We start from the raw sequence: 22,984 nt of genomic DNA, 5'->3' as shown, positions 1-22,984 counted from the left end.
ACAGGCGGGCCAGAAGTGGGCCCGCGGGTGAGGACGTCGCCGCCAGGAACGTATCCGCGACTCTGAGAAAGGGAGTTGCATGAGGACAAGGACAGGATCCCTCTTATGGACCGCCGTGGTCGCGGCGCTGGTCGTCCTGAGCATGGGCGGCACGGCGCTGGGAGCGGGCCATGGCGAGAACACGCCACGCGCGGTGTCCGGCCCGGTCGCCGCGACCGTCAGCACCGCTGCCGCGAGCCCCGGCTGCGGCAAGGCCCCCACCCTGACGAGCGGTACGCACACGATCCGGAGCAACGGCAAGAACCGGAGCCTCATCCTGCGGATTCCGGACGGTTACGACCGCAACCGCGCCTACCGGCTGGTCTTCGGGTTCCACTGGTGGGGCGGCACCTCCACCGACGTGGCCACGGGCCGCACCGTGGAGACGGGCACCTGGGCCTACTACGGGCTCCAGCGCCTGGCGAACAACAGCGCCATCTTCGTGGCGCCCCAGGGCCTCGACAACGGCTGGGCCAACTCCGGCGGGGAGGACGTCACCTTCGTGGACGACATGATCCGGTGGATCGAGGCGGACCTGTGCGTCGACACGACCCAGCGCTTCGCCCTCGGTTTCAGCTACGGCGCCGCCATGTCGTACGCCCTCGCGTGTTCCCGAGCGACCGTCTTCCGTGCCGTCGCCGTCCAGAGCGGCGGACAGCTCAGCGGATGCAGCGGCGGAACCCAGCCAGTCGCCTACCTCGGAGTGCACGGCCTCAGGGACAGCGTCCTCGGCATCTCCGGCGGACGGTCGATGCGGGACAGGTTCGTCAGGAACAACGGCTGCACCCCCCAGAACCCGCCCGAGCCCGGGCAGGGCAGCCTGATGCACCGGGTCACCACGTACTCGGGCTGCTCGGCCGGACATCCGGTCGCCTGGGCCGCGTTCGACGAAGGACACATCGCCGCCCCGCAGGACGGGGCCCCCGGTGACAGCGGCTCCAGGACGTGGCTGCCGGGAGAGGTGTGGAGGTTCTTCACGCAGTTCCAGACCTCCAACTTGTCTCAGGGGAGCGCGACTTGCCGGGGCACCGACACCGCCGGCACCCGGAACACCGGCGGTACGGCCGCGCCGGGCTCCTACACCCGCAACGGCACCGCCTGTGCTGTCCGGGGGAGTTGACCGGAGTCATCAGGCGGGTCGGCCGCGCTCGGAGTCGACGTCCGAGGCCGCCACTTGGGACGCGGTACACCCCGGCTCGGATGTCTCCGGCCGGGGCGTACCGCGGTCTGTTCGGACAAGACGTACGGGATGGCCGTATCGGCGCCGGCGGCCTGCGAGTGCCCGGCGCCGGTCCTGTCAGCCCTGGCCGCAGGCGATGCCGTTGAGACTGAATCCGCCCGGCGCGGCGAAGGTGCCGCTGTAGGTGCCCTGGAAACCGAAGGTCTGGCTGCCGCCGGGGGCGATGCTCGCGTTGTGCGCCAGACCGCTCGCCGTCACGGATCCCGAGGACGAGGAGAGGGAGGCATTCCATGTGCTGGTGATGCTCTGGCCGGAGGGCAGGGTGAAGCCGAGGCGCCAGCCGTCGACGGGCGCCGAACCGGTGTTGGCGACGGTGACGTTCGCGGTGAAGCCCCCCTGCCACAGGTTCGTCGCGTAAGACACCCGGCAGGTGGTGCCCCCGCCCGGGCCGCCCGGTCCACCACCCGTGTTGACGGCCGAGGAGAAGGAGTTCACGGTCAGCCCCGCGCCGTTCTGCCAGGGTTCGAAGCCGGCCTGGACGCTGGTCAGATACCAGTCGTTCCGTGCCAGCCCGCGGGCCACGGCCTGCCGGACGAAGTCCATCACGTCGAAGCTCCAGCTGCCGATCGCCGACGGGGCGACGAAGGAGAGCACGTCGTTGGTGCCGTTGCCCCCCGACCACACCTGCCAGGCCCGTCCGCCGACGGTCGCCGTGCCGACCTGCGAGCCGATGGGCTGGATCGGGCCCACCTTGTTGAGCCAGATCATGATCTCGGTCCGGTTCACACCGTCGGTGCGTGGCGTCGGGTCCAGCCAGATGTCGTACGAGGCGTTGTAGACGGCGTCGCCGACGTAGCCGTACGAGATGCTGCTCGGCGCGCTGGAGATGCGGGCGAGTTGCGCGGGGAGGTTGGTGCCCGGCGAGCAGTTGGTGTAGTGGCAGCCGTTGAAGAGGGACGGATACGACTTCGGGGCGCCGGTCGTGGGTACGGAACCGTCGGCGCGGGTGAGCCGGAAGCCGGTGTCGGTGGCGGTGACGCACTGGGGGTCGTTGGTGCCCCAGCGGTTGTTCTGGACGACGTAGCGCCCCTGGGCGACGGTCCAGCCGAACTGTTCGCAGACAGTCGTGTCGGCCTGGGCCGGGGGCGTGGCGCCGAAGAGTGCCGCGATGACGGCGAGCGCGCTGACGACGGCGCCCAACGCGCCGCGGGGAGTACGGGGAAGGCACGGTAGGGGTCGCATGTGGGCCTCTTTCCCGAGGTACGGCCTTGGTCGAGGGTCGTGCGGGCGCTCCCTGCTCCCCAGGGTTGGGAGCGCTCCCATGCATCGTTCTGTTTCGGACTGTAGGAGGTGGCCATGCCCCTGACAACCCTGTGGTGACGGTGATTCGGCAGCGAGGCCGGCTTCCGCCGGGGTGCGACAATGGCCGCGGCAGCGAGCACGGGTACGCCGCGGCGCGGGAGCTGCTGTCCCGCCCCGATCGCCCCACCGCCGTGTTCACGGCCAACGACATGCAGGCGCTCGGTGTTTACCGGGCCGCGCGCGAGCTGGGCCTGCGTATCCCGCACGAGCTCAGCGTCGTGGGCTTCGACGACGTACCGGCCGTGGCCTGGATGGATCCGCCCCTGACCACCGTCCATCAGCCGTTGGCCGAGATGGCGGCAGCCGCCACCGAGCTGGCCCTGGCGCTCGGCCGGGGTGAGCAGGTGCCGCAGGTGGGACTGGAGATCGCCACCACTTTGACCGTCCGGGAGAGCACGGCTCCGCCGAAGGAGGAGTGACAGGGGCCCGCGGACACGCGTGCCCCGGTTGCCTGGGAGGTGGCAACCAGGGCGAGGGGCGAGTCGGTCAGGAGATGGGTGGGACGTGAGTGCCGGTGACCGAGTCTCCGGACTTCTTGACGTGATACATGACCTTCTTGCCGCTGTAGAAGTTGAAGGTCAGCGTCACCAGTTCGCCGTCGCGCAGCGAGTCCAGGAACTCGGGCTTCAGGATGATCGTGCCGTTCGCGTAGTCCGGCGAGAAGGACTCGTTGAACTCCTGGTACGGAGTCCAGTTCTTCGTGCCGGCGTAGCCTCCGTCGCCGTACCTGGCCTCCATGGCCGACAGCACGTCACCCTTGTACCGCGTGGGGATGGTGAAGCCGTTGGTCTTGCCCGTGGCGTCGGACATCACCGCCTCGTCGTAGGTGACCACCTCGATCTGCCAGGGCAGCCCGCGGGAGAACCGGGCCTGGAGCGTGGCGTTCACCCCGTAATCCCGGTCGCCGCTCAACCGGGTCAGCGCACCCTTCGTGATGACGAGCCGCGTCCTGTCCCACAGGGTGTAGTCCCGTCCCTCGACGAGCTTGGTCTTGCCGTGCCACAGGCCCCGGAACTGGGCCCCGTTCAGATTCAGGGTGACCCCCTTGGCCGTGATCGGCTCCTTCTTCTCCAAGAAGACCTTGTCGAAGGAGGCCGTTGCCGAACGGGTCGTCCAGCCGGACTTGATCCAGGCCATCAGGGTGGGGTCGGTCCACTCCAGGGTGACCCGGTTCAGGTAGGCCCACGTTCCGGGGTCCCACAGCGCGGTGGTGACTCCGGCGAGGCGCGCGGCATGTCCGAAGTGCTCGTAGTACTTGAGCGCTTCGCCCCGCTCGACACGGGAGGGGTGGTTGTGGTCGGGGTAGCCGAGCAGCCCGTACTCGCCGAGGTAGACGGGGATGCCCCGGGCGACGAAGGTGTCGCGCATGCGGGCGAAGGCGTCGTTGAGGTCGCTCTGGGCGATGTCGTCGTAGTGGGTACCGCCTGCGACGTTCACGCTGAACGGGTAGTAGCTGTAGTAGTGCACGGTGGCGATCAGCTGACGGTCGTTCAGCGACTTGATCGTCGTGTACAGGTCGTCCATGAGGTTCTGGGAGGGCGTGCACGCCTCCGTGGGCAGCATGAGCAGTCGGTCGGTGTTCCCGCCGCCCGAGGAGCGGACGATCTTGTGGAAGGAGGTGTTCAGCTCACGCAGGAGCTTGGTCTTCTGCTCGGCCGTGGCCTTCTCGAAGACCGGCTCGTTGACGCTCTCGAAGACCAGGGTGCGCGGCTTGTCGCGGAACGTCGTGGAGATCTGGGTCCAGGTGGCGTTGAAGCGGGCCGTCACTCCGTCGTGGTCGGCGGCGATGTCGTCGATCCACTGCCACGAGTCGTGGTGCACGTTGAGCACGACGTACAGGCCCTCGTCGAGCGCCCAGTCGACGACCTCCTTGACGCGGCTCATGTACGCGGCGTCGACGGTGTAGGGGGCGGTGGTGGACTGGTGGTCGGTCCACGTCACCGGGATCCGGACGCTGCGGAAACCCTCCGCGCGGATGGTGGTGAACAGTTCCCTGGTGGCCTTGTTGCCCCAGGACGTCTCCTGCGGGAAGGCGTCCAGGGTGTTGCCTAGATTCCAGCTGGGCTGCATCGCGTTCACGGCGTCCATGGCGCGGGCCGGAACCTTGACTGTGCGGTGTGCCTGCTGTGCCGTGTCGCGGGGCGCGGCGAGTGCGGTGCTGCCGGCCAGGCCCAGGATGACGAGCAGCACCATCAGCAGGCCGGCCAGGCGTCCGGGGCCGAGTCTGCGGTGGTGTGCGGGTTGCCGTATCTCCTTCATGTGGCATGCCTTTCGGTCGGTCGTGCCTTTCCGCCGACGGTGCCGGTTGGTTCCCGCTGTGGTCGGGGAAGGCCCCGGTTCGGTGGTCAGGGGGAGGCGGGTTGGGGGCCGCCGAGAGGCTCGTAGTCGAACCAGTCGAAGTGGACGGTGCCTGCCGTGGCGTACATGCCGATGACCCGGCCGGTGAAGCCGCCGGCGACCTCCGTCGACAGGTATCGGCCGTCGAGGATCGCGAGCGAGGCGAAGGTGCCGTCCGGCAGCTCGATCCCGAGGGAGACGACATCGGGTCCGGTGCGCGCCTCGTACGGCCCGGGCGGCTCGGTGATCCGCACGCCGAGGACGATCGGGCCCGCCGGGACCTCCTGGGTGGTCACGACGGCGCGCACCGAGCCGATGCGGGAGACCACCCGCACCTGGGTGCCGTCCGTCTCGATCCCGTAGTGGTGCCGCTCGTCGAGCCGGACGGCGAGGCCGCCGCTTCCCTCCGCGGCGTCGACCAGAGTGCGCGCCCGGCACGACAGATGCCGCTGGCGCCGGCCGGTGAACACCACGTCGGGCTCGTCCAGGGAGCCGCCCCGCGCACGGAGCGTCAGCCATCCCGGGCGCTCCTTGGTGGTGCAGTGCTCGGCGAGCCGGTCACGCAGGGAGATCCAGTACGGTCGCAGATCGGCGAGCTCGAAGTCGTCCCGGCGTTCCTCGACGGGGCCCGGGGAGAGCGGCCACGGCAACTCGGGCAGGTCCAGGGCGACTTCGCCGACGACCGGCCAGTCGTCCACCCAGGTCACGGGCGCGAGGAAGGTCTCCCGGCCGAGGACGTGCCAGCCGGGAGTGCCGCCGCCCGGCCGTACCCCGAGGAACACCATCCACCACGAGTCGTCCGGCGCCTGCACCAGGTCCGCGTGCCCGGTGTTCTGGACGGCGTGGTCGGTGCCGCGGTGGGTGAGGATCGGGTTGGCCGGGCACGGCTCGAAGGGGCCGCTGGGCGAAAGGCCGCGTGCGATCGACACACCGTGGCCGCGCTCGGTGCCGCCCTCGGCGATGAGCAGATACCAGTAGTCGCCGATCCGGTACAGGTGGGGCGCCTCCGGGGCCTTGGCGCCGGGCCCGCCCGACCAGAGCTTGTGCGGAGTCCCGTGCGTCTGCCCGGTGGACGGGTCGATACGGAGCTGCGAGACCCCGGCGACCGTGCACCAGCAGGCGCCGTCCTCGTCCCAGACCAGGTCGGGATCGATGCCGGGCACGCCCGGTGCCCGGATGGGATCCGACCACGGTCCGGCGGGGTCGGTCGCCGTGACGATCAGATTGCCGCCGCCCTCGCTGCAGTTGGTGACGATCAGCCAGAAGCGCCCGTCGTGGTGGCGCAGGGTGGGGGCGTAGATCCCGGCGGAGGACGGCATGTCGGCCGGCAGCCGCAACTGGCTCGGCCGGTCCAGGGCGTTGCCGATCTGGGTCCAGTTCACCAGGTCGCGGCTGTGGAACAACGGCACGCCGGGGAAGTACTCGAAGCTGGAGCAGGCCAGGTAGTAGTCGTCGCCGACGCGGCAGACGCTGGGGTCGGGGTGGAAGCCGGGGATCACGGGGTTGGTGGGACGTCCGTCCGGCTGGTGCAGAGGGGGCACCTGATAGGTCCTCTCGTCGGTTCGTGGGGCAGGCGCGCGGTGGTTCAGGGAGCGTCGGAGTCCGTGGGGGTGATGCGGAGCAGAACGGCGGACGGCGCGGTGGGCAGGGTCAGGCTCAGCTCGGCCGTGTCGGGCGTCCAGGCGGAATCGGCACGGCCGGCCGAGGGGTAGAGCAGGCCGACACGTGCGGCGGTGTCCCGCAGGTGGGGCAGGTGAAGACGCGCCGTGGCGTCGCTTCCGGAGCGGCGCCAGGCCGTGAGGTAGGTGGCGGCGGGCGTGCGCAGGGCCAGGGCGATCCAGGGGTCGTCCCAGGCGGGAAGGCCCAGCGGCCAGGACGGCACTGCCTGCGGCAGCTCGGCGCGGATGGCCTTGTACGTCGCCACCGCCTCGTGGACCAGGGCGCGGGCCTCCGGCGCGAGTTCGGGAATGCGGCCGGAGAGATGGATCCGGCCGAGGAGCGCGTTGGCCATGGTGAAGGCCACCTCGTCGAGGGAGTCCTCGGGCTGGGGGTAGGCCCAGACGGCACCCTGTTCGGGGGTGACGGCGGTGGGCGCGGAAGCCGCGATGGGCGCGTAGCGGTGGAGGTTCTGCTGGTCGCTGGTGGACTGCAGCTGCATCCGGGACAGCAGGGCGTGGTCCCAGCGCATGCCGCCGGAGGAACAGTTCTCCAGCACCAGGTGCGGGTGCCGGTCGAGGACGCCGTCGAGCCAGTCGAGGTGCGCCCGGTTGTGGCCGAGCAGGCCGGCGCCCGGGGTCTCGCCGGGGTGCGCGCTGGTGCCGGAGCCGGGGTCGATGTTGTGGTCGAGTTTGAGATAGCCGACGCCCCACTCGCCGACCAGACGGTCCACGACCTGGTCCAGGTGGGCGCGGGCGGCCGGGTGTCGCAGATCCAGGTGGTGCCGGCCGGTCTCCGTGACACGGACGCCGTCGCGGCGGAAGAACGCCTCGTCGGGCAGCGACTTGGCCATGGGGCTGCGGACGCCGATCACCTCCGGCTCCAGCCACAGGCCGGGCACCATGCCGCGCTCCCGGATGCGGTCCAGCACCTCGTGGATCCCGCGCTCCCCGGGGAACCGGGAGGCGGCGGGTTCCCAGGCGCCGACGCTGTCCCACCAGCCGCCGTCGTCGCCGTCGTACCAGCCGGCGTCGATCACGAAGTACTCGGCGCCCGCGTCGGCCGCCGCGTCGATGTGCGGCAGCAGCTTCTCGGTCGTGGGGTCGCCCATCAGGCAGTTCATGTAGTCGTTGAAGACGACGGGCAGGCGCTGGTGGTCGGCGTGCGGGCGGCGTTGGGCGCGGCGGTAGCGGGTCAGCGCGGCGAACGCGGCGTCGGGGCCGCCGTCGGCGCTGAAGGACAGGGCGGCGGGTACGGTGCGAAAGTCGGTGCCGGGTTCAAGGGAGTGCCGCCAGCCGTGGTGGGTGTCGGTGGGTCCGAACAGCGCCGCGTAGGCCGCCCTGTCGCGCTCACCGCACTCCCAGCGCCAGCCCCCGCCGTTGTGCTCGATCTGCCACACCCAGGTGCGGCCGGTGCGCCGGTCGGTCAGGCCGCCCATCGGGAGGCGTCCGCAACTGGACCAGGTGCCCTGTCCGTTCACGGCGAAGCCGGATTTGCCGTGCGCGTTGCTCACGCGTCCGCCGTGGGCCGGTGTGGTCAGGCGCATCGGCTGTCGCTGCCAGCGGCATTCCGCGAGCCAGTCGTTCTCCGCCCACAGCAGGTCCGCGCCGTCGATGGCCGCCGAGGTCCGCGGGGTGAGGCAGCCCACCGCGAGCGAGCTGACCGACTCCAGGTGCAGCGTGGTCCGCCCCTCGTTGCGCAGGGTCACCTCGCTGCGGAGCACGGGGATGCCGTCCGGCGATCGGTACGTCACCTCCGCGACCAGCCCGGTTTGCGGGTCGTGGAGGTCCACGGTCAGCGAGTGCCAGTCGCCGTCCCGGGTCGCACGGTGGGTCCGGTGGCGCAGACGCCCGCCGAGATCGGTGCCGACGAGGCGGTTGCCCGACCAACCGCGGCCGTGGCCCGCGGCGGTCACCTCCACCAGGGGCACAGACGCACCGGGGATTCCTGGCACCGCGCCGGGCAGCCCGAGGTGCGTCAGGCGGGGACTGCCGTCGTCATCGAGGACGATCCTGAGCTGCAGGGCCTCGTGCCCCCAGCGGAAGCTCTCTTGTTCCTTGGTCACCATGGCGGTGGCCTCCTCAACGGCGGACTGTCGAAGCGCTTCGCTTGGCAGGCGAAAGTTAACGGACATGTTTCGCGAGAAACAAGGGTCCTAGCGAGCAAGAAACTTTCTTCTGCTGGTGCATTGACAGCCCATTGCGGCAAATGGGACCGTCGAAGCGCTTCGACACTCGTGCTTCAGAGGTGACCGTCCATGGGATCAGGTCCCGGGAGCGAAGGTCATCCGGCGGTCAGGGTGGTCCACTTCTGGTTGGAGCCGCCGTTGCAGTCCCACAGCACGAGCTGTGTGCCGTCGGTCGTGGAGGAGCCCGGAACGTCGAGGCAGCGGCCGGAGGCGGGGTTGCGGTAGCCGCCGTTGTAGGGCTGCCAGACCTGGTTGGCGCCGCCGTGGCAGGCCCAGAGCTGCACCTTGGTGCCGTTGGCGGTGGCCCCGCCGGCGGCGTCGAGGCACTTGCCCAGGGAGCGCAGGGTTCCGTCGGTGTAGGCGGACCACAGCTGGTTGGCACCGCCACCGCAGCTCCAGGTCTGGGCGGCGGTCCCGTCGGCGGTGCTCGCGCCGTTGACATCCAGGCACTTGCCTGCGATGCCGGACTGCACGCGCGCGGCGGCGGGTGCGGGGTTCTTCAGCCAGCCGGCGCGGTCCGCGGCCTGGACGCCGCGGTGGAAGGCGTCGGCCATCTTCTGGTAGCCCGAGTCGTTGGGATGCAGGGCGTCGGCCAAATCGGCCGTGGTCAGGCTGCTCATGTCCACATAGGCGACCTTCTTGCCCGCCGCCTGCGCGTCGCTCACGATCCGGGGGACGGCCTGGTTGTACGCGGCCCGGTACTGCTCCTCCGAGCCGCTGGTGGACACGACCAGGGAGGCCACGAGGACGGTTGCGTCGGGGGCCGCGGCGGTGATCTGGTTGACCAGCGACTTCAGTCGCTCGGTGGCGGTGGAGACCTGGTAGCTCTCGTTGAGGTCGTTGGTGCCGAGATGCAGCGTCACGACGTTGGGCCGGTAACGGGTCAGTGAAGCGTCGGTGAGCGCGGCGACCTGGTGGATCTTGTATCCGGAGTGGCCTTCGTTGTCGGGGTCGGACATCGAACCGCCTCGCAACGTGCCGACGAAGTCCAGCGGATGGCCTTCCGCGGCAAGCCCGTTCCACAACGGACCCCGGTAGCCGTTGCCCGTGCTGCTTCCCACCCCCCAGGTGATCGAGTCGCCCAACGGTATGACTCGCAAAGGGGTGTTGGGGGCGGCGGAGGCAGGCGTGGCACCTGTCGCCGTCACTCCGAGTGCGGTGGTGACAAGCGTGACCAGGGGGAGAATCCAGGACCTTCTCATGCAGGTGTCCTCTTCGGTGAGTGAGTGCTGAGTCGGCGGGACCGAGCGCCGTTCGTGTCAGCAACTCGGCCGCCCTGCCGTCCCGTAGGCGTCGGCGGCCGCTTGACGTACTGGCAGAACGGAAGGGCGTGGGCGGGGAGCCTCTTGCGCTGTGAGCGTGCGCTGCCGAGCGGGCTCGGCGCACTGGCCGCCCCGTCGAGCGCCTTCGTACAGATATCACGCAGATCTACGCCTGGACATCCCATGGATGCCAGAATTTTGCGACGAGAGCCACGGAGGCGAGTTCTGCCTCGTTTCGTCCCGACGCCCCTGCTCCAGTGGCGTGTTCGCGGTTCCTTCCCTCTCCGGTGCCGACCCGTTGACATCCCATGTCTGGGTGCCGGTTTCGCATCGCGACTGGCCCAGGAACGACTCCCAGTCGTGATGGATCAGCCAGGACTCGACCCCGAAGAGACGGGACGAGCGCGGTCCTCAGGTCAAGCGTGTGCACCGGTTGCGGGTGGAGTGCCGTGCCGCAGGGCGGTGTTCCGCAGATGCTCGCGCAGCCCCTGCTCGGTGTGGTTCACGTGCATCAGAGCGGCGGCCTGGCTCAGGACGGCGTCACGGGCGGACAGGGCCTGGAAGATCGCCTCGTGGTCCGCGAGAGTCCTCTCCGCGGCCTGGTCGTCGACGAGGCCGCGCCAGATCCGGGCGCCCAGGGTGCGGCCCGAAATGCCTTCCAGCAGCGTGAGCAGCGTTTCGTTGCCCGTGGCCGAGACCACGGCGCGGTGGAAGGCCGCATCGTGCGCGTTGAGCCGTTCGACGTCGTCGCGCGCATCCCGCATGGCATCCAGGTGCTGCTTCACCTCTGCCAGCTGGTCGTCGGAGATCCGGGTGGCGGCGAGCGCGGTGGCGACCGGTTCGAGGAGCCGTCGCACCTCCATCAGGTCCAGAAGCGCCGCCGAGTCGCTCTGCAGCAGCTCCACCGCGCCGCCGAGGCCTTCCAGCAGCACGCTCGGCTGGAGGCTGGTCACATAGGTGCCGTCACCTCGTCGGACTTCCAGAACGCGGGCGACGGCGAGTGCCTTGACCGCCTCGCGGGCCAGGTTGCGGGACAGGCCCAGCTGAACCGCCAGCTCCTGCTCCGGCGGCAACTTCGAGCCCGCCGGCAGCGCCCCGGTGCGGATCAGCTCGCGGATCTGCTCGATCGCCTTGTCCGTCAGGGACAACGCCCACCTCTTCCGTCTCCGGAGTGTGCTCCGCGCTGTTCGGCGTGGGTCCATCCGGCCCGTTCGAATCCTGGGTGCGACGGTCGTTCCGGAACACCTTTCGGCACGTGCCGAAGGGTGTCGTTCCTCGTTGCGCCTGACCAGCTCCTGATCCCTCATCCCAGAGTGGCATCGATGATACGGGGACGGCTGACAGGGAAGGTGATCGCGGCCGTGCATGGCTCGGGCGGCCGAGCGGGGGGCGCCGCGGCGGGGGCTGGACGCAGCGCCCTTGATGGGTGCCGCGACGCCGTGCTGGGGCGCGGCAGTGACGGGGTCGGGACACCCACCATGGTGTGGAGCCCCCGAGCCGTGGCGGCGGAAGGTCGCTGCCGGGTACTCCACTGAGGCCGCGCCCGTACGGTGGCCGGTGTCAGCGCTCCTTCGCCGGGGACTCCGGTGCGGCGGCGAGGACGCGGACGTCCCAGGCGCCGAGCCGCACGGGCGTACCGGCCGGGACCACGCTGCCGTCCAGGGCGTCGGTCAGGTCCACCGGGGCCTGGGCGGCGGCCGGCTCCCAACTCCAGTTGTGGACGACATTGACGTGGCGGCCGTCGGGGGCGGTGCCGGTGGCGACGGTGACCGAGTCGGGCAGGCCCTCCCAGCCGCTGCACGGGGAGGGCGCGAGCCATGTGGCGAGCGCGCGGGCCAGGTCGCGGCCGGGTACGGTGCCGACACAGGTGATGCGCCCCGCGCCGTGGCGACGGGTGGTGACGGCGGGCCAGCGCCCGAAGTGCGGGTGGTCGTACTCGGCCAGGACGTCGGCGTCCTCGACGGCCAGGCCCTCCACCCAGCGGGTGGCCACGGCGCCGTCCGGGAGCTGGAGCGGGCTGTCCGGCGTGGTGCGCAGCGGCAGGTCGGCGTGGAGGTTGCTGAACTCGTCGTACCGGACGCCCGTGGCCTGAACCAGCCGCGCCGGTGTCACCTCGTGGCGGGCCCGCGCCTCGTGGTCGCCGTAACCGGTGCGGGGGCCGAGGACGAGGTGGCCGCCCGCTTCCGCGTAGGCGCCGAGCCAGTCGAGCATCCCGTCGTCCGCAACGTACAGCGCTGGGGCGATGAGTACGGGATGCAGTTCGGCCGCCGACTCCGGGGCCAGTCCCTCGCGTTCGCCGCGCGGATCGTGCAACTGGCGGGCGTGCAGGATCCGTACCTGGCGCCCCGCCTCGAACGCTCCCCGGTAGAACGGGTCGAAGAAGCCCTCGTACGCACCCCCGTCCGGACCGCCGTCAGGACCGGCGAGCGGTGGGTACTTGCGCATCAGCCACTTGCTCGGCGCCGAGTACACCATCGCGATGTCCGCGTCCGGTGTGATCCCGGCGACCAGGTCTCCGGCGCGCTCGAACTCCGCGCCCAGCCGAGCGAGTTCCCCGTAGACGCGTCCCGGTCGGCCGCTGTGCGGGAGGATCCCGCCCCAGTACGTCTCGGCGCCGAAGTGCAGCGTGTGCCAGTGCCAGTACTCGATCATGCGGGCCCCGCGCGCGACCAGCGCCCACGCGGCCTGCCGCCACTGCCCGTCGAAGGCGGGCCGGTTGTCCGCGGTGCCGCCGATGGCCTGGGCGTTGGTCTCCGTGATCAGGAACGGCTCCTGGCGCGAGGAGTAGATCCGGTCGGCGCTCTGGTGCAGCGCCCACACCCCGTACGCCATCCACTGCTGCGGCAGCTTCTCGCGCGGCGGCTCGGGCATGGTCAGGCTGTCCTGCATGTCGTAGTACGGGTTGCCCGCGGTGATGTCCAGACTGTCGGTCAGCTCGTCGTCCTCCAGACCGGGATGGCCGTAGGACAGGCACGTGGTGACGAACTGACCGGGCCGCGCGTACTCGCGCACGATGCCGGCCTGCCAGGCGATGAACTCCGTGGTCTGGCGCGCCTGGAACGCCTGCCAGGCCAGGTCGTACTGCGGCTGCGCGTTGCCCTCCGGCTTCCACAGGTCGGCCCAGCTGGACAGCCGGTGCGACCAGTACACCAGCCCCCACTCGCGGTTGAGGGTCTCCACGTCGCCGTATCGCTGCCGCAGGTCGTCGACGAACCGCTGGAAGACATGGTGGTTGTGCGGCAGTCGTGGGCCCGGCTCGTTGTCGACCTGGAAGCCGATGACCGCGGGGTGGGCGGCGTAGCGGGCCGTGATCGCGCGGATCACCCGCTCCGCGTGGAAACGGAACGTGGGGTGCGTGAAGTCGACTTCCTGCCGGGCGCCCCATGCGGCGCGGCGTCCGGTGGCGTCCTCGGCGGCGATCTCCGGGTACTGCCGGGCCAGCCACGGCGGCACCGCGTAGGTGGGAGTGCCGAGGACGACCGAGATGCCGCGCTCGTGGGCGCCGTCGAGGACGGGTTGCAGCCAGCCGAGCTCGAAGCGGCCGTTCTCCGGCTCCCAGGTCGACCACACCGACTCGCCGACGCGGATGACGGTGAACTTGGCCTCCGCCATGAGATCGAGGTCGGTCTTGAGCCGCTCGTACGGCTGGTACTCGTGGTAGTAGGCGGCGCCGAACAGGACGCGTGCCGGCAGATGGGTCATGCGGAGTCCTTGAGGAGACGGATGGGGCCCGGCGGTCGGAACCCGATGGGGGATCCCGACCGCCGGGACGGGGAGGTGGTGGCGGGCGGAATGGAGGCCTACGAAAGCTCTGCCGGGCCTGTGCTCTGACGTACCGTCAAAGTCGGGGCCAGCAGTACGCGTTCGTCCTCCGGTGCGGTGTCCTGTGCAGCGGCGGCCAAGCGGCGCAGCACCTGCTCGACCGCCACCCGGCCCAGTTCCGCGGCCGGTCCGGACACCGAGGTGAGGGCGGGCGTCTGCTGCTCGGCGAGCTGCTCCGGGCAGAGGGCGACCACCGAGGCGTTCCGGGGGACCGCCCGCCCGCCGGTGCGCAGCAGAGTGAGCAGCGGGCCGATCGCCCCCTCGTTCTGCACGACGAACCCGGTGGTCCCCGGCCGCTCGGCGAAGACGCGGTCGAGCACCTGGGCGGCGCCCGCGTACGTGCCCTCGCACGGGCGGTGCAGGAAGCTCAGGCCGCGTTCGCCGGCCCGTTCGACGAACCCCGCGAGGGTGCGTTCGGCGTACCCGGCGTGCCGTTCGTAGGTCCGGGAGCCGTAGCCGATGAAGGCGACGTCCCGATGGCCGAGACCGGCGAGATGGTCCGCGCACAGGGCCCCGGCGGTCGCGAAGTCGTGGTCCACGCAGGACAGTTGGTGCGCCTCGTCGGGCAGGCCGATGAGCGCGGCCTGCGTACCCTGCTCCCGCAGCACCGGGATGCGCGGGTCGTCGACCTCGACGTCCATGAGGATCACGCCGTCCGCGAGACCGCTCGCCGCGACGCGCCGCACGCCCTCAGGGCCTTCGTCGCTCGTGATCAGCAGGACGTCGTACCCGTGACGGCGGGCGGTCGTGGTGACGGAGACGGCGATCTCCATCATGACCGGGACGAACATGTTGGTGCGCAGCGGCATGACCAGCGTGATGATGTGCGAGCGGCGGCCGGCCAGCGCCCTGGCGCCGGCGTGGGGGTGGTAGCCGAGCTTGGCCACGGAGCGCTGTACGCGGCGCCGGGTCGCCTCGGACACCGAGGCCCGGCCGTTGAGTACGTAGCTGACCGTGCTCGGCGAGACGCCCGCGCGCCGGGCCACGTCCGCGATGGTCACCATGGTGGCGTCTCGGCTTCCTTCCTGTCGCTCGACGGAGCGTCGAAGCGCTTCACCTCAAACGCAAGGTAATGAGATGTTTCCAGCGAAACAAGTGCTTCAGGTAAAGGAAACTTTCTTCAATTCGGGCATTGACACCTGATCGGAAGCGATGACAGCGTCGAAGCGCTTCACCAACTGGTTGTCTCTCCCGTTCGTCGAGGGGTTCCGTCCATGGGCTCTGCCTCCCCGTCCGAAGCCGACCGGCCGCCGTTCCGCGATCCCGCGCTCCCGTTGGACAAGCGCGTCGACGACCTGTTGCAACGCCTCACGCTCGACGAGCGGATCGCGCTGCTGCACCAGTACGCGCCGTCCGTCGAGCGCCTGGACGTCGCCTCCTTCCGCACCGGCACGGAGGCACTGCACGGCGTGGCCTGGCTCGGCGAGGCCACCGTCTTCCCGCAAGCGGTGGGCCTCGGCGCCACCTGGGACGAGGACCTCGTGCACGAGGTCGCCACGGCCGTGTCAGTTGAGATGCGCGCCTTCCACAGGCACCGCCCGACGGCGACAGGCGTCGGCACCAACAGCCTTCAGGCATGGGCGCCCGTCGTGAACCTGTTGCGCGATCCGCGCTGGGGCCGCAACGAGGAGGGCTACTCCGAGGACCCGTTGCACACCGGGCGGCTGGCGACGGCCTACTGCCGGGGCCTGGCCGGGAACCACCCGGACTATCTGCGCGCCGCCCCCGTCCTCAAGCACTTCCTCGCCTACAACAACGAGGACGACCGCTGCGTCACCTCCTCCGGCGTCCGGCCCCGCGTGCTGCAGGAGTACGACCTGGCGGCGTTCCGCCCGGCCGTCGTCGACGGCGCGGCCACCGGCGCGATGGCGGCGTACAACCTCGTCAACGGCCGCCCCTGCCATGTCAGCCCGCTCATCGAGACGGAGCTGCGGCGCTGGGCGCAGCCGACCGGCCACGAGCTGTTCGTGGTCAGCGACGCCGAGGCACCCTCCAACCTGGTCGACCCGGAGCACTACTTCGACGACCACGCCGCGGGCCACGCCGCCGCACTGAAGGCCGGGATCGACAGCTTCACCGACCAGAACGAGGACAGCGCGACCGTGATCGGCCGGCTGCGCGAGGCACTGGACCGCGGCCTGATCGACGAAGGTGACATCGACCGCGCCGCCCGGCGCCAACTGCTGCTGCGCTTCCGGCTCGGCGAGTTCGACGCCGACCTCGACCCCTATGCGAACATCGGCGCCGAGGTGATCGACAGCCCCGAGCACCGCGCCCTCGCGCGGCGCGCGGCGACCGAGTCGGTGGTGCTGCTCAAGAACGAGGGCCTGCTGCCCTTGGCCGCGCGGGGCGCACCCCGCGTCGCGGTCATCGGCCCCCTCGCCGACATGCTCTGCGAGGACTGGTACAGCGGCACCTTCCCCTACGGCGTCACCGTCGCGGCCGGGTTGCGCGCAGCTCTGGCGGAGCACGGCGGCGAGGTGGTGTGCGTCGAGGGCGCCGACCGTATCGGACTGCACTCGCGCACCAACGGCCGTCTGCTGTGCGGGACTTACTTCGACGTGGCCGACTGGGGCGGCGACGCGCTCACCCTCCGGGACGCCGACACCGGCCGCTACCTCAGCCTCAGGGAGGACGGCTCACTCGCGGCGGACCAAGAACGGATCAAGAGCTGGTTCGTGCACGAGACCTTCTCGCTGGAGTCCGTGCCCGGCGGCGATCCGGACACCGTGCTGCTGCGCAACCGGCACACGGGCCGCTATGCCGCCGTCGATCCCGCCGACGGCAGGGTGACCGTGACGGCCGAGAGCCCCGCAACCGCCGAGCACTGGCGACGTGAGCTGGTGCGCGAGGGCTTGGCCGAGGCCAGTGCCGCCGCCGAACAGGCCGACACCGCGATCGTCGTCCTCGGCAACCACCCGCTGATCAACGGCCGCGAGACCGAGGACCGCGCGGACACCGCCCTGCCCGAGGCGCAGGAGGAGTTGCTTCGCACGGTCTTCGCCGTCCGCCCGCAGACGGCGCTGGTGGTGATGAGCAGCTACCCGTACGCCGTCGACTGGGCCGATGAGCACCTGCCCGCCGTGGTGTGGACCTCCCACGGCGGGCAGGAGACGGGCCATGCGCTGGCAGCCGTGCTGCTCGGCGATGCCGAGCCCGCCGGCCGTCTGCCGCAGACCTGGTACCGGGGCGACGACCCGCTGCCGAAGCCGCTGGACTACGACATCATCAAGGCCGGTTGGACCTACCAGTACCACCGGGCCGCACCGCTCTACCCCTTCGGCCACGGGCTGTCCTACACCGACTTCACCCACCGCGACCTGCGGCTCTCCGACTCGTCGATCGCCCAGGACGGCGAGGTCGAGATCACGCTGACGCTGGCCAACACCGGCGCACGGGCCGGCAGCGAGCTGGTCCAGATCTACGCCCGCGCCCTGGACGCCCGTTACGAGGCGACCCGGCAGCGCCTTGCCCACTTCCGCAAGCTCCGCCTGGAGCCGGGCGAGAGCCGGGAGTTGGCCTTCCGGCTGCCGGCCGAACGGCTCGCCCACTGGGACGTCGTCACCGGCGCCTTCACCGTCGACCCCGGCGGCTACGAGATCACCGTCGCCCGCTCCGCCGAGCACCCGGTCCTCGCCGCGCCACTCACCGTGACCGGGCCGGCCCCCGCACCCCGCACTGTCCTCGACCGGCGCACCCCGGCCGTCGACTTCGACGATCACACGGACATCGAGATCGTCGACGCCACCCGCACCAGCGGTGACGCTGTGACCACGGCCGACCCGGCCCGGCCCGCGACGCTGCTCTTCCGCGGCGTCGATCTCAGCGGTGCCGTCCGGGTCGAGGCCGAGACCGCCCGCGGGGACGCGGGGGCCGGTGAGGCCCGGCTGGAACTGCGGGCCGGCGACCGCCTGCTGGCCGAGATCGGCGTGCCCGTCACCGGCGACCGCCACACCTGGACGACCACCGCGGCCGATCTCGCCACCCCGCCCGACGGCGTTCACGACCTCACACTGACGCTGCACGGCGGTTTCCGGCTGGCCGCCTTCAGTCTCGTCACGTCCGACTGAGACCGCACCCCCGCCCGCACCCGCGCGACCGGCCGCCCGCCGCCCGTCCCGACCGCGCGGCACCACACCACGACCCTGACACCGGCTCACCCGGAGGAAGCCCCCATGCCGCTCACGGTCTTCGGTCTGGACGAACTCGACGACTACCGGCCCGAGTCGCCCGCCCCGAAGGACTTCGACGCCTTCTGGCAGCGAACCCTCGCAGAAGCCCGGTCGCACCACGAGGCGGTGAAGGCCGAGCGGGTCACCTCCCAGCACCTGCTGCGCACCGTCGAGGTCGACGACGTGCGCTTCCCCGGCCGGCGGGGTGAGCCGGTGGCCGCCTGGCTGCTGCGCCCGCGTGACGCGGCCGGACCACTGCCGGTCGTCGTCACGTACCTCGGCCATGGATGCGGCCGCGGGCTGCCCACCGACCACCTCTTCTGGCCCTCCGCAGGCTACGCCCAGCTCGTTGTCGACAGCCGCGGCCAGGGCCACGACACCCCGGACCGGGGCGAGGGCGACGGCACCCAGTGGGTCGAGGGCTTCATGACCCGTGGCATCGACTCGCCCGACCACTACTACTACCGGCGGCTGATGACCGATTGCGTGCGCGCTGTGGACGCGACCGAGCAGCTGCCCGGACTCGACACCCGCCGGATCGTGCCGGCCGGCGACAGCCAGGGGGGCAGCCTGGCACTCGCCGTCGCTGCGCTCACCGGGGACCGCGTCGCGGCGGTGATGCCGGGTCTCCCGTTCCTGTGCCACTTCCGCCGCGCCGTGCAGCTCAGCGGCGAGGGCCCGTACCCGGAGACCATCAAGTACCTGCGCCGGCACAGCCGCCATCGGGTGGAGGAGACCTTCGCCACCCTCGACTACTTCGACGGCGTGCACTTCGCCCAACGGGCCACTGCTCCGGCGCTGTTCAGCGTCGGCCTGATGGACCCGACCTGCCCACCCGCCACGGTCTACGCCGCCTTCAACCACTACGCGGGCCAGGACCGCACCATGACCGTGTGGCCGTTCGCCGACCACGGCGGCGGCTGCGGCTCCAATCCGCCCGCCCAACTGGCCTGGCTGCACCAACGCGGCCTGGCACCGGAGCTCTGAGCAACGTGTCCTCCGCATCCGGGCCCACCGTGCGCCCGTTCCCCGAACTGCCCGCCGGGTTTCGCTTCGGAGCAGCGACCGCCGCCTACCAGATCGAGGGCGCCCACGACCGCGACGGTCGCGGCCCGTCCATCTGGGACACCTTCAGCCATACCCCCGGTCGCACCCTCGGCGGCGCCACCGGTGACACCGCCTGCGACCACTACCACCGCTACCGCGAGGACATCGCCCTGCTGCGCGGGCTCGGCGTCGACGGTTACCGGTTCTCGATCTCGTGGCCCCGCCTGCTGCCCCGGGGCACCGGGCCGGTCAACGCAAAGGGCCTGGACTTCTACGACCGGCTGATCGACGAACTACTGGCCGCCGGTGTCGCACCCGCGGTCACGCTCTACCACTGGGACCTGCCCCAGGCCCTGGAGGACCGTGGTGGCTGGCGCGTCAGGGAGACCGCCGAGGCGTTCGCGGAGTACGCGGCCCTCGCCGCCGAGCGCTACGGGGACCGGGTGGAGCGCTGGATCACCCTCAACGAGCCGTACTGCGCCGCCTTCGTCGGCTACGCCGAGGGGCGGCACGCACCCGGTGCCGAAGAGGGCCGCGGCGCGCTGGCCGCCGCCCACCACCTGCTGGTCGCCCACGGCCTCGCGGTACAGGCGCTGCGCGCCGCGGGCGCCCGGGAGGTCGGAATCACCCTCAACCTCGACCGCATTCACGCCGCCTCCTCGCTCCCCGAGGACCGGGCCGCCCTGCGCCGGGCCGAGGTCCTCCACAACGACGTCTGGACCGAGCCGCTGCTGGCCGGACGCTACCCCGCACACGAGGACCAGACCTGGGCCGGGCTCGCGGCCGGGCCCAGGCGGCTGCCCGGCGACCTGGAACTGATCGGCGCCCCGCTGGACTTCCTGGGCGTCAACTTCTACCGCCCCCTCACGGTCGCCGCCGCCCCGCACCGCACGGCCGACCTCGAACTGCGCACCGCCGTGGACATCGGTATCACCGAGCTGGACCCGTACGGCACCCGGCACACCACCATGGGCTGGCCCGTCGTACCGGAGGCGTTCACCGAGCTGCTCTGCGGACTGCACGCCCGCTACCCGCGGCTTCCACCGGTCTGGATCACCGAGAACGGCTCCGCCGAGGCCGACACCGTCGGCCCTGACGGCCAGGTCCACGACACCACGCGGATCGACTACCTCACGGACCATCTCGCCGCCGTGGCCGCAGCCGTCGCCGCCGGGGTCGACGTGCGCGGCTACTACGTCTGGTCGCTGCTGGACAACTACGAGTGGGCGCGCGGATACAGCCAGCGCTTCGGCCTCGTCCACGTCGACTACGGCACCCTGACCCGAACGCCCAAGGACAGTTACCACTGGTACCGACGGCTGATCACCGCGCACCGCGCGCGGACGGAGGAATCCACCCGATGAAGTTCACCGACGGCTACTGGCTGATGCGTCCGGGCGTCACCGCGCGCTACGCCACCGAGGTCGCCGGCGTCCGGGCCGACGAACACCGGATGACCCTCTACGCGCCGGTGAAGCATGTGCTCACCCGCGGCGGCACGCTGAACAGCCCGCTGCTGACCGTCCAGTGCTGGTCGCCGGCCGAGGGCGTGATCGGCGTGCGCGCCACCCACCACGCCGGTTCGGTGCGGCGCGGGCCGGAGTTCGCGCTGCCGGGCGCCCAACCGAACGCCGGAAACGTGCACCGGGACGGTGCGGTCGTCGAGCTCAGTGCCGGTGAGCTGTCGCTGCGGGTGGACACCTCCCAGCCGTGGCTCCTGGAGTTCACCGCCGGCGGGCGGGTGCTGACCTCCGTGGGCGAGCGCGGCACCGGCTTCGTCACCGACACCGACGGCCGGCACTTCATGCTCGGTCAACTCTCCTTGGACGTGGGTGAGTTGGTGTACGGGCTGGGGGAGCGGTTCACCCCGTTCGTCAAGAACGGACAGGTGGTGGACATCTGGCAGGCCGACGGCGGCACCAGCAGTGAGCAGGCGTACAAGAACATCCCCTTCCACCTGACCAACCGCGGCTACGGCGTCTTCGTCAACCACCCGGGCAAGGTCAGTTACGAGGTCGGCTCCGAGTCCGTCGGCCAGGTTCAGTTCAGCGTCGAGGACCAGTCGCTGGAGTTCTTCGTCGTCCACGGCCCGACCCCGAAGCAGATCCTGGAGCGCTACACCGCGCTGACCGGGCGTCCCGCCCTGCCCCCGGCCTGGGCGCTCGGCCTGTGGCTCACCACCTCCTTCACCACCGATTACGACGAGGCCACCGTGGGCCGCTTCGTCGACGGCATGGCCGAGCGCGGCATCCCGCTGAGCGTCTTCCACTTCGACTGCTTCTGGATGCGCGCCTACCAGTGGTGCGACTTCGACTGGGACGACGAAACCTTCCCCGACCCGGTCGGCATGCTGAGCAGGCTCAAGGAGCGAGGACTGAAGATCTCGGCGTGGACCAACCCGTACATCGCGCAGCAGTCGGCACTGTTCGAGGAAGGCATGCGCGAGGGCCATCTGGTACGGCGCCCGGACGGAAGCGTGTGGCAGTGGGACCTGTGGCAGCCCGGCATGGCCCTGGTGGACTTCACCAACCCGGCCGCGCGCGACTGGTACATCGGCAAGCTGAAGACGCTGCTCGACCAGGGCGTGGACTGTTTCAAGACCGACTTCGGCGAGCGCATCCCCACCGACGTCGTCTGGCACGACGGCTCCGACCCCGAGCGGATGCACAACTACTACACCCACCTCTTCAACCAGGCCGTCTTCGAACTGCTGCTCGCCGAGCGAGGCGAGGGCGAGGCGCTGCTGTTCGCCCGCTCGGCCACGGCGGGCGGCCAGCAGTACCCGGTCCACTGGGGCGGCGACTGCGAGTCCCACTTCAAGGCCATGGCCGAGTCCCTGCGCGGCGGACTCTCCCTCGGCCTGTCCGGCTTCGGATTCTGGAGCCATGACATCGGCGGCTTCGAGGGCACCCCGACCCCGGCCGTGTTCAAGCGCTGGGTGCAGTTCGGACTGCTCTCCTCGCACAGCCGCCTGCACGGCAGCAAGTCGTACCGCGTGCCGTGGGACTACGGCGAGGAGGCCGTCGAGGTCACCCGCGAGTTCACCCTTCTCAAGCACCGCCTCGCCCCGTACCTCCAGCGCGCCGCGCAGCAGGCGCACACCACCGGTGTCCCGGTGATGCGCGCCATGGTGCTGGAGTTCCCCGACGACCCAGCCGCCGCCACGCTCGACCGGCAGTACATGCTCGGCGCCGACCTGCTCGTCGCCCCGGTCTTCAACGACGACGGCACGGTCGACTACTACGTCCCCGAAGGCACGTGGACCAACGTGCTGACGGGCACTCAGGTCACCGGTCCGCGCTGGGTCCGCGAGCAGCACGGCTTCCACACCCTGCCGCTGCTGGCCCGCCCGGACTCGGTCGTCCCGCTGGCCGCCGATGACCAGCATCCGGTCTCCGCCTGGGCGGACGGCGTCGAACTGCGGGTGCACGCCTTCGCCGACGGCGCCGAGCGCACCGTGGTGATCCCGAGTGCCGACGGCCCCGGTGAGACGGCCCGTTTCCACCTGCGCCGCCGCGGTGAGCGCCTGTACGTGACCACCGACAGCCCGCACCCATGGCAGTTGCGGATCGGCGGCCCGGACGAAACGGCGCACACCAGGCCCGCCGGCACCGCGGAGGCCGACCTGCCGTATCCGGACTGAACCGAACAGCCGGGACGGTTCAGCTCGGCGGGACGTCGAGGACGGCCTTGCGGTGGCTGAAGGTCTCGATGGAACCGGGGCGATGTCGGCGTCCGGGTCCACGAACACCGGTGACTTGCGGCCGAGTTCGAGGGCGACGGGGGTGAGGTTCTTCGCGGCGGCGGTCATCACGATGCGGCCGACGGTGCCGTCGCCGGTGTGGACAATAAGAGCTGGTGGATGTCAAAGGTTGGGATGTTCAAGCTTTTCGCGGTACGCTCGACGCATGTCCCCCAT

Annotated in this window: 12 protein-coding genes and 3 pseudogenes; 6 read left to right on the top strand and 9 right to left on the bottom strand. The window is 70.9% G+C overall.

All coding sequences use genetic code 11. The annotated features are described in order from the left end of the window. Positions 1–142 precede the first annotated feature (142 nt). Positions 143–1,108 (top strand): annotated as a pseudogene (locus POF73_RS44115) (alpha/beta hydrolase family esterase); the annotation flags it as partial. Between the two features lie 228 nt (positions 1,109–1,336). Here the strand turns inward: POF73_RS44115 and POF73_RS44110 are convergent. Then, positions 1,337–2,461, bottom strand: a complete 1,125-nt coding sequence (locus POF73_RS44110; protein ID WP_272125078.1) for a GH12 family glycosyl hydrolase domain-containing protein — start codon at positions 2,459–2,461, stop codon at positions 1,337–1,339. 119 nt (positions 2,462–2,580) lie between these two features. Here POF73_RS44110 and POF73_RS44105 point away from each other — a divergent pair. Next, positions 2,581–3,000, top strand: a pseudogene (locus tag POF73_RS44105) (substrate-binding domain-containing protein); the annotation flags it as partial. A gap of 67 nt (positions 3,001–3,067) precedes the next feature. On the opposite strand, the gene POF73_RS44100 reads toward POF73_RS44105, so the two are convergent. The 7 genes from POF73_RS44100 to POF73_RS44070 form a co-directional block, all read right to left on the bottom strand. Then, positions 3,068–4,840, bottom strand: coding sequence for a cellulase family glycosylhydrolase (locus tag POF73_RS44100; RefSeq protein ID WP_272125077.1), 1,773 nt, complete (start codon positions 4,838–4,840; stop codon positions 3,068–3,070). An 86-nt stretch (positions 4,841–4,926) separates the two neighbouring features. Continuing rightward, entirely contained in the window at positions 4,927–6,459 is a 1,533-nt protein-coding gene (locus POF73_RS44095; protein ID WP_272125075.1) for a glycoside hydrolase family 43 protein, read from the bottom strand. A gap of 44 nt (positions 6,460–6,503) precedes the next feature. After that, complete coding sequence (locus POF73_RS44090; RefSeq protein ID WP_443049762.1) at positions 6,504–8,642, bottom strand: alpha-galactosidase; 2,139 nt, start codon at positions 8,640–8,642, stop codon at positions 6,504–6,506. A 215-nt stretch (positions 8,643–8,857) separates the two neighbouring features. Further along, positions 8,858–9,964 carry a ricin-type beta-trefoil lectin domain protein gene (locus tag POF73_RS44085; RefSeq protein ID WP_272125074.1) on the bottom strand — a complete coding sequence of 369 codons (1,107 nt, stop codon included), beginning with the start codon at positions 9,962–9,964 and terminating at the stop codon, positions 8,858–8,860. 476 nt (positions 9,965–10,440) lie between these two features. After that, positions 10,441–11,172 (bottom strand): FadR/GntR family transcriptional regulator, encoded by a 732-nt coding sequence (locus POF73_RS44080; protein ID WP_272125073.1) that lies wholly within the window; start codon positions 11,170–11,172, stop codon positions 10,441–10,443. 412 nt (positions 11,173–11,584) lie between these two features. After that, entirely contained in the window at positions 11,585–13,726 is a 2,142-nt protein-coding gene (locus POF73_RS44075; RefSeq protein ID WP_272125072.1) for a beta-galactosidase, read from the bottom strand. A gap of 98 nt (positions 13,727–13,824) precedes the next feature. Next, positions 13,825–14,850 carry a LacI family DNA-binding transcriptional regulator gene (locus tag POF73_RS44070; protein ID WP_272125071.1) on the bottom strand — a complete coding sequence of 342 codons (1,026 nt, stop codon included), beginning with the start codon at positions 14,848–14,850 and terminating at the stop codon, positions 13,825–13,827. 210 nt (positions 14,851–15,060) lie between these two features. Here POF73_RS44070 and POF73_RS44065 point away from each other — a divergent pair, with 210 nt between their 5' ends. The 4 genes from POF73_RS44065 (at position 15,061) to yicI (ending at position 22,708) form a co-directional block, all read left to right on the top strand. Then, positions 15,061–17,916 (top strand): glycoside hydrolase family 3 protein, encoded by a 2,856-nt coding sequence (locus POF73_RS44065; RefSeq protein WP_272125070.1) that lies wholly within the window; start codon positions 15,061–15,063, stop codon positions 17,914–17,916. 105 nt (positions 17,917–18,021) lie between these two features. Then, complete coding sequence (locus POF73_RS44060) at positions 18,022–19,005, top strand: acetylxylan esterase (protein ID WP_272125069.1); 984 nt, start codon at positions 18,022–18,024, stop codon at positions 19,003–19,005. Between the two features lie 29 nt (positions 19,006–19,034). Beyond that, on the top strand, positions 19,035–20,429 hold the full coding sequence (locus POF73_RS44055; RefSeq protein ID WP_272125079.1) for a GH1 family beta-glucosidase: 1,395 nt from the start codon (positions 19,035–19,037) through the stop codon (positions 20,427–20,429). Then, complete coding sequence (yicI, locus tag POF73_RS44050; RefSeq protein ID WP_272125068.1) at positions 20,426–22,708, top strand: alpha-xylosidase; 2,283 nt, start codon at positions 20,426–20,428, stop codon at positions 22,706–22,708. Before POF73_RS44055 ends, yicI begins: the two co-directional genes overlap by 4 nt. 63 nt (positions 22,709–22,771) lie before the next feature. Here the strand turns inward: yicI and POF73_RS44045 are convergent. After that, a pseudogene (locus POF73_RS44045) lies at positions 22,772–22,915 on the bottom strand (aldehyde dehydrogenase family protein); the annotation flags it as partial. Positions 22,916–22,984: the final 69 nt, after the last annotated feature.

The sequence above is a fragment of the Streptomyces sp. HD genome (assembly GCF_028369295.1).
GTDB lineage: Bacteria > Actinomycetota > Actinomycetes > Streptomycetales > Streptomycetaceae > Streptomyces.
This window is presented reverse-complemented; position numbering and strand designations above follow the sequence as displayed.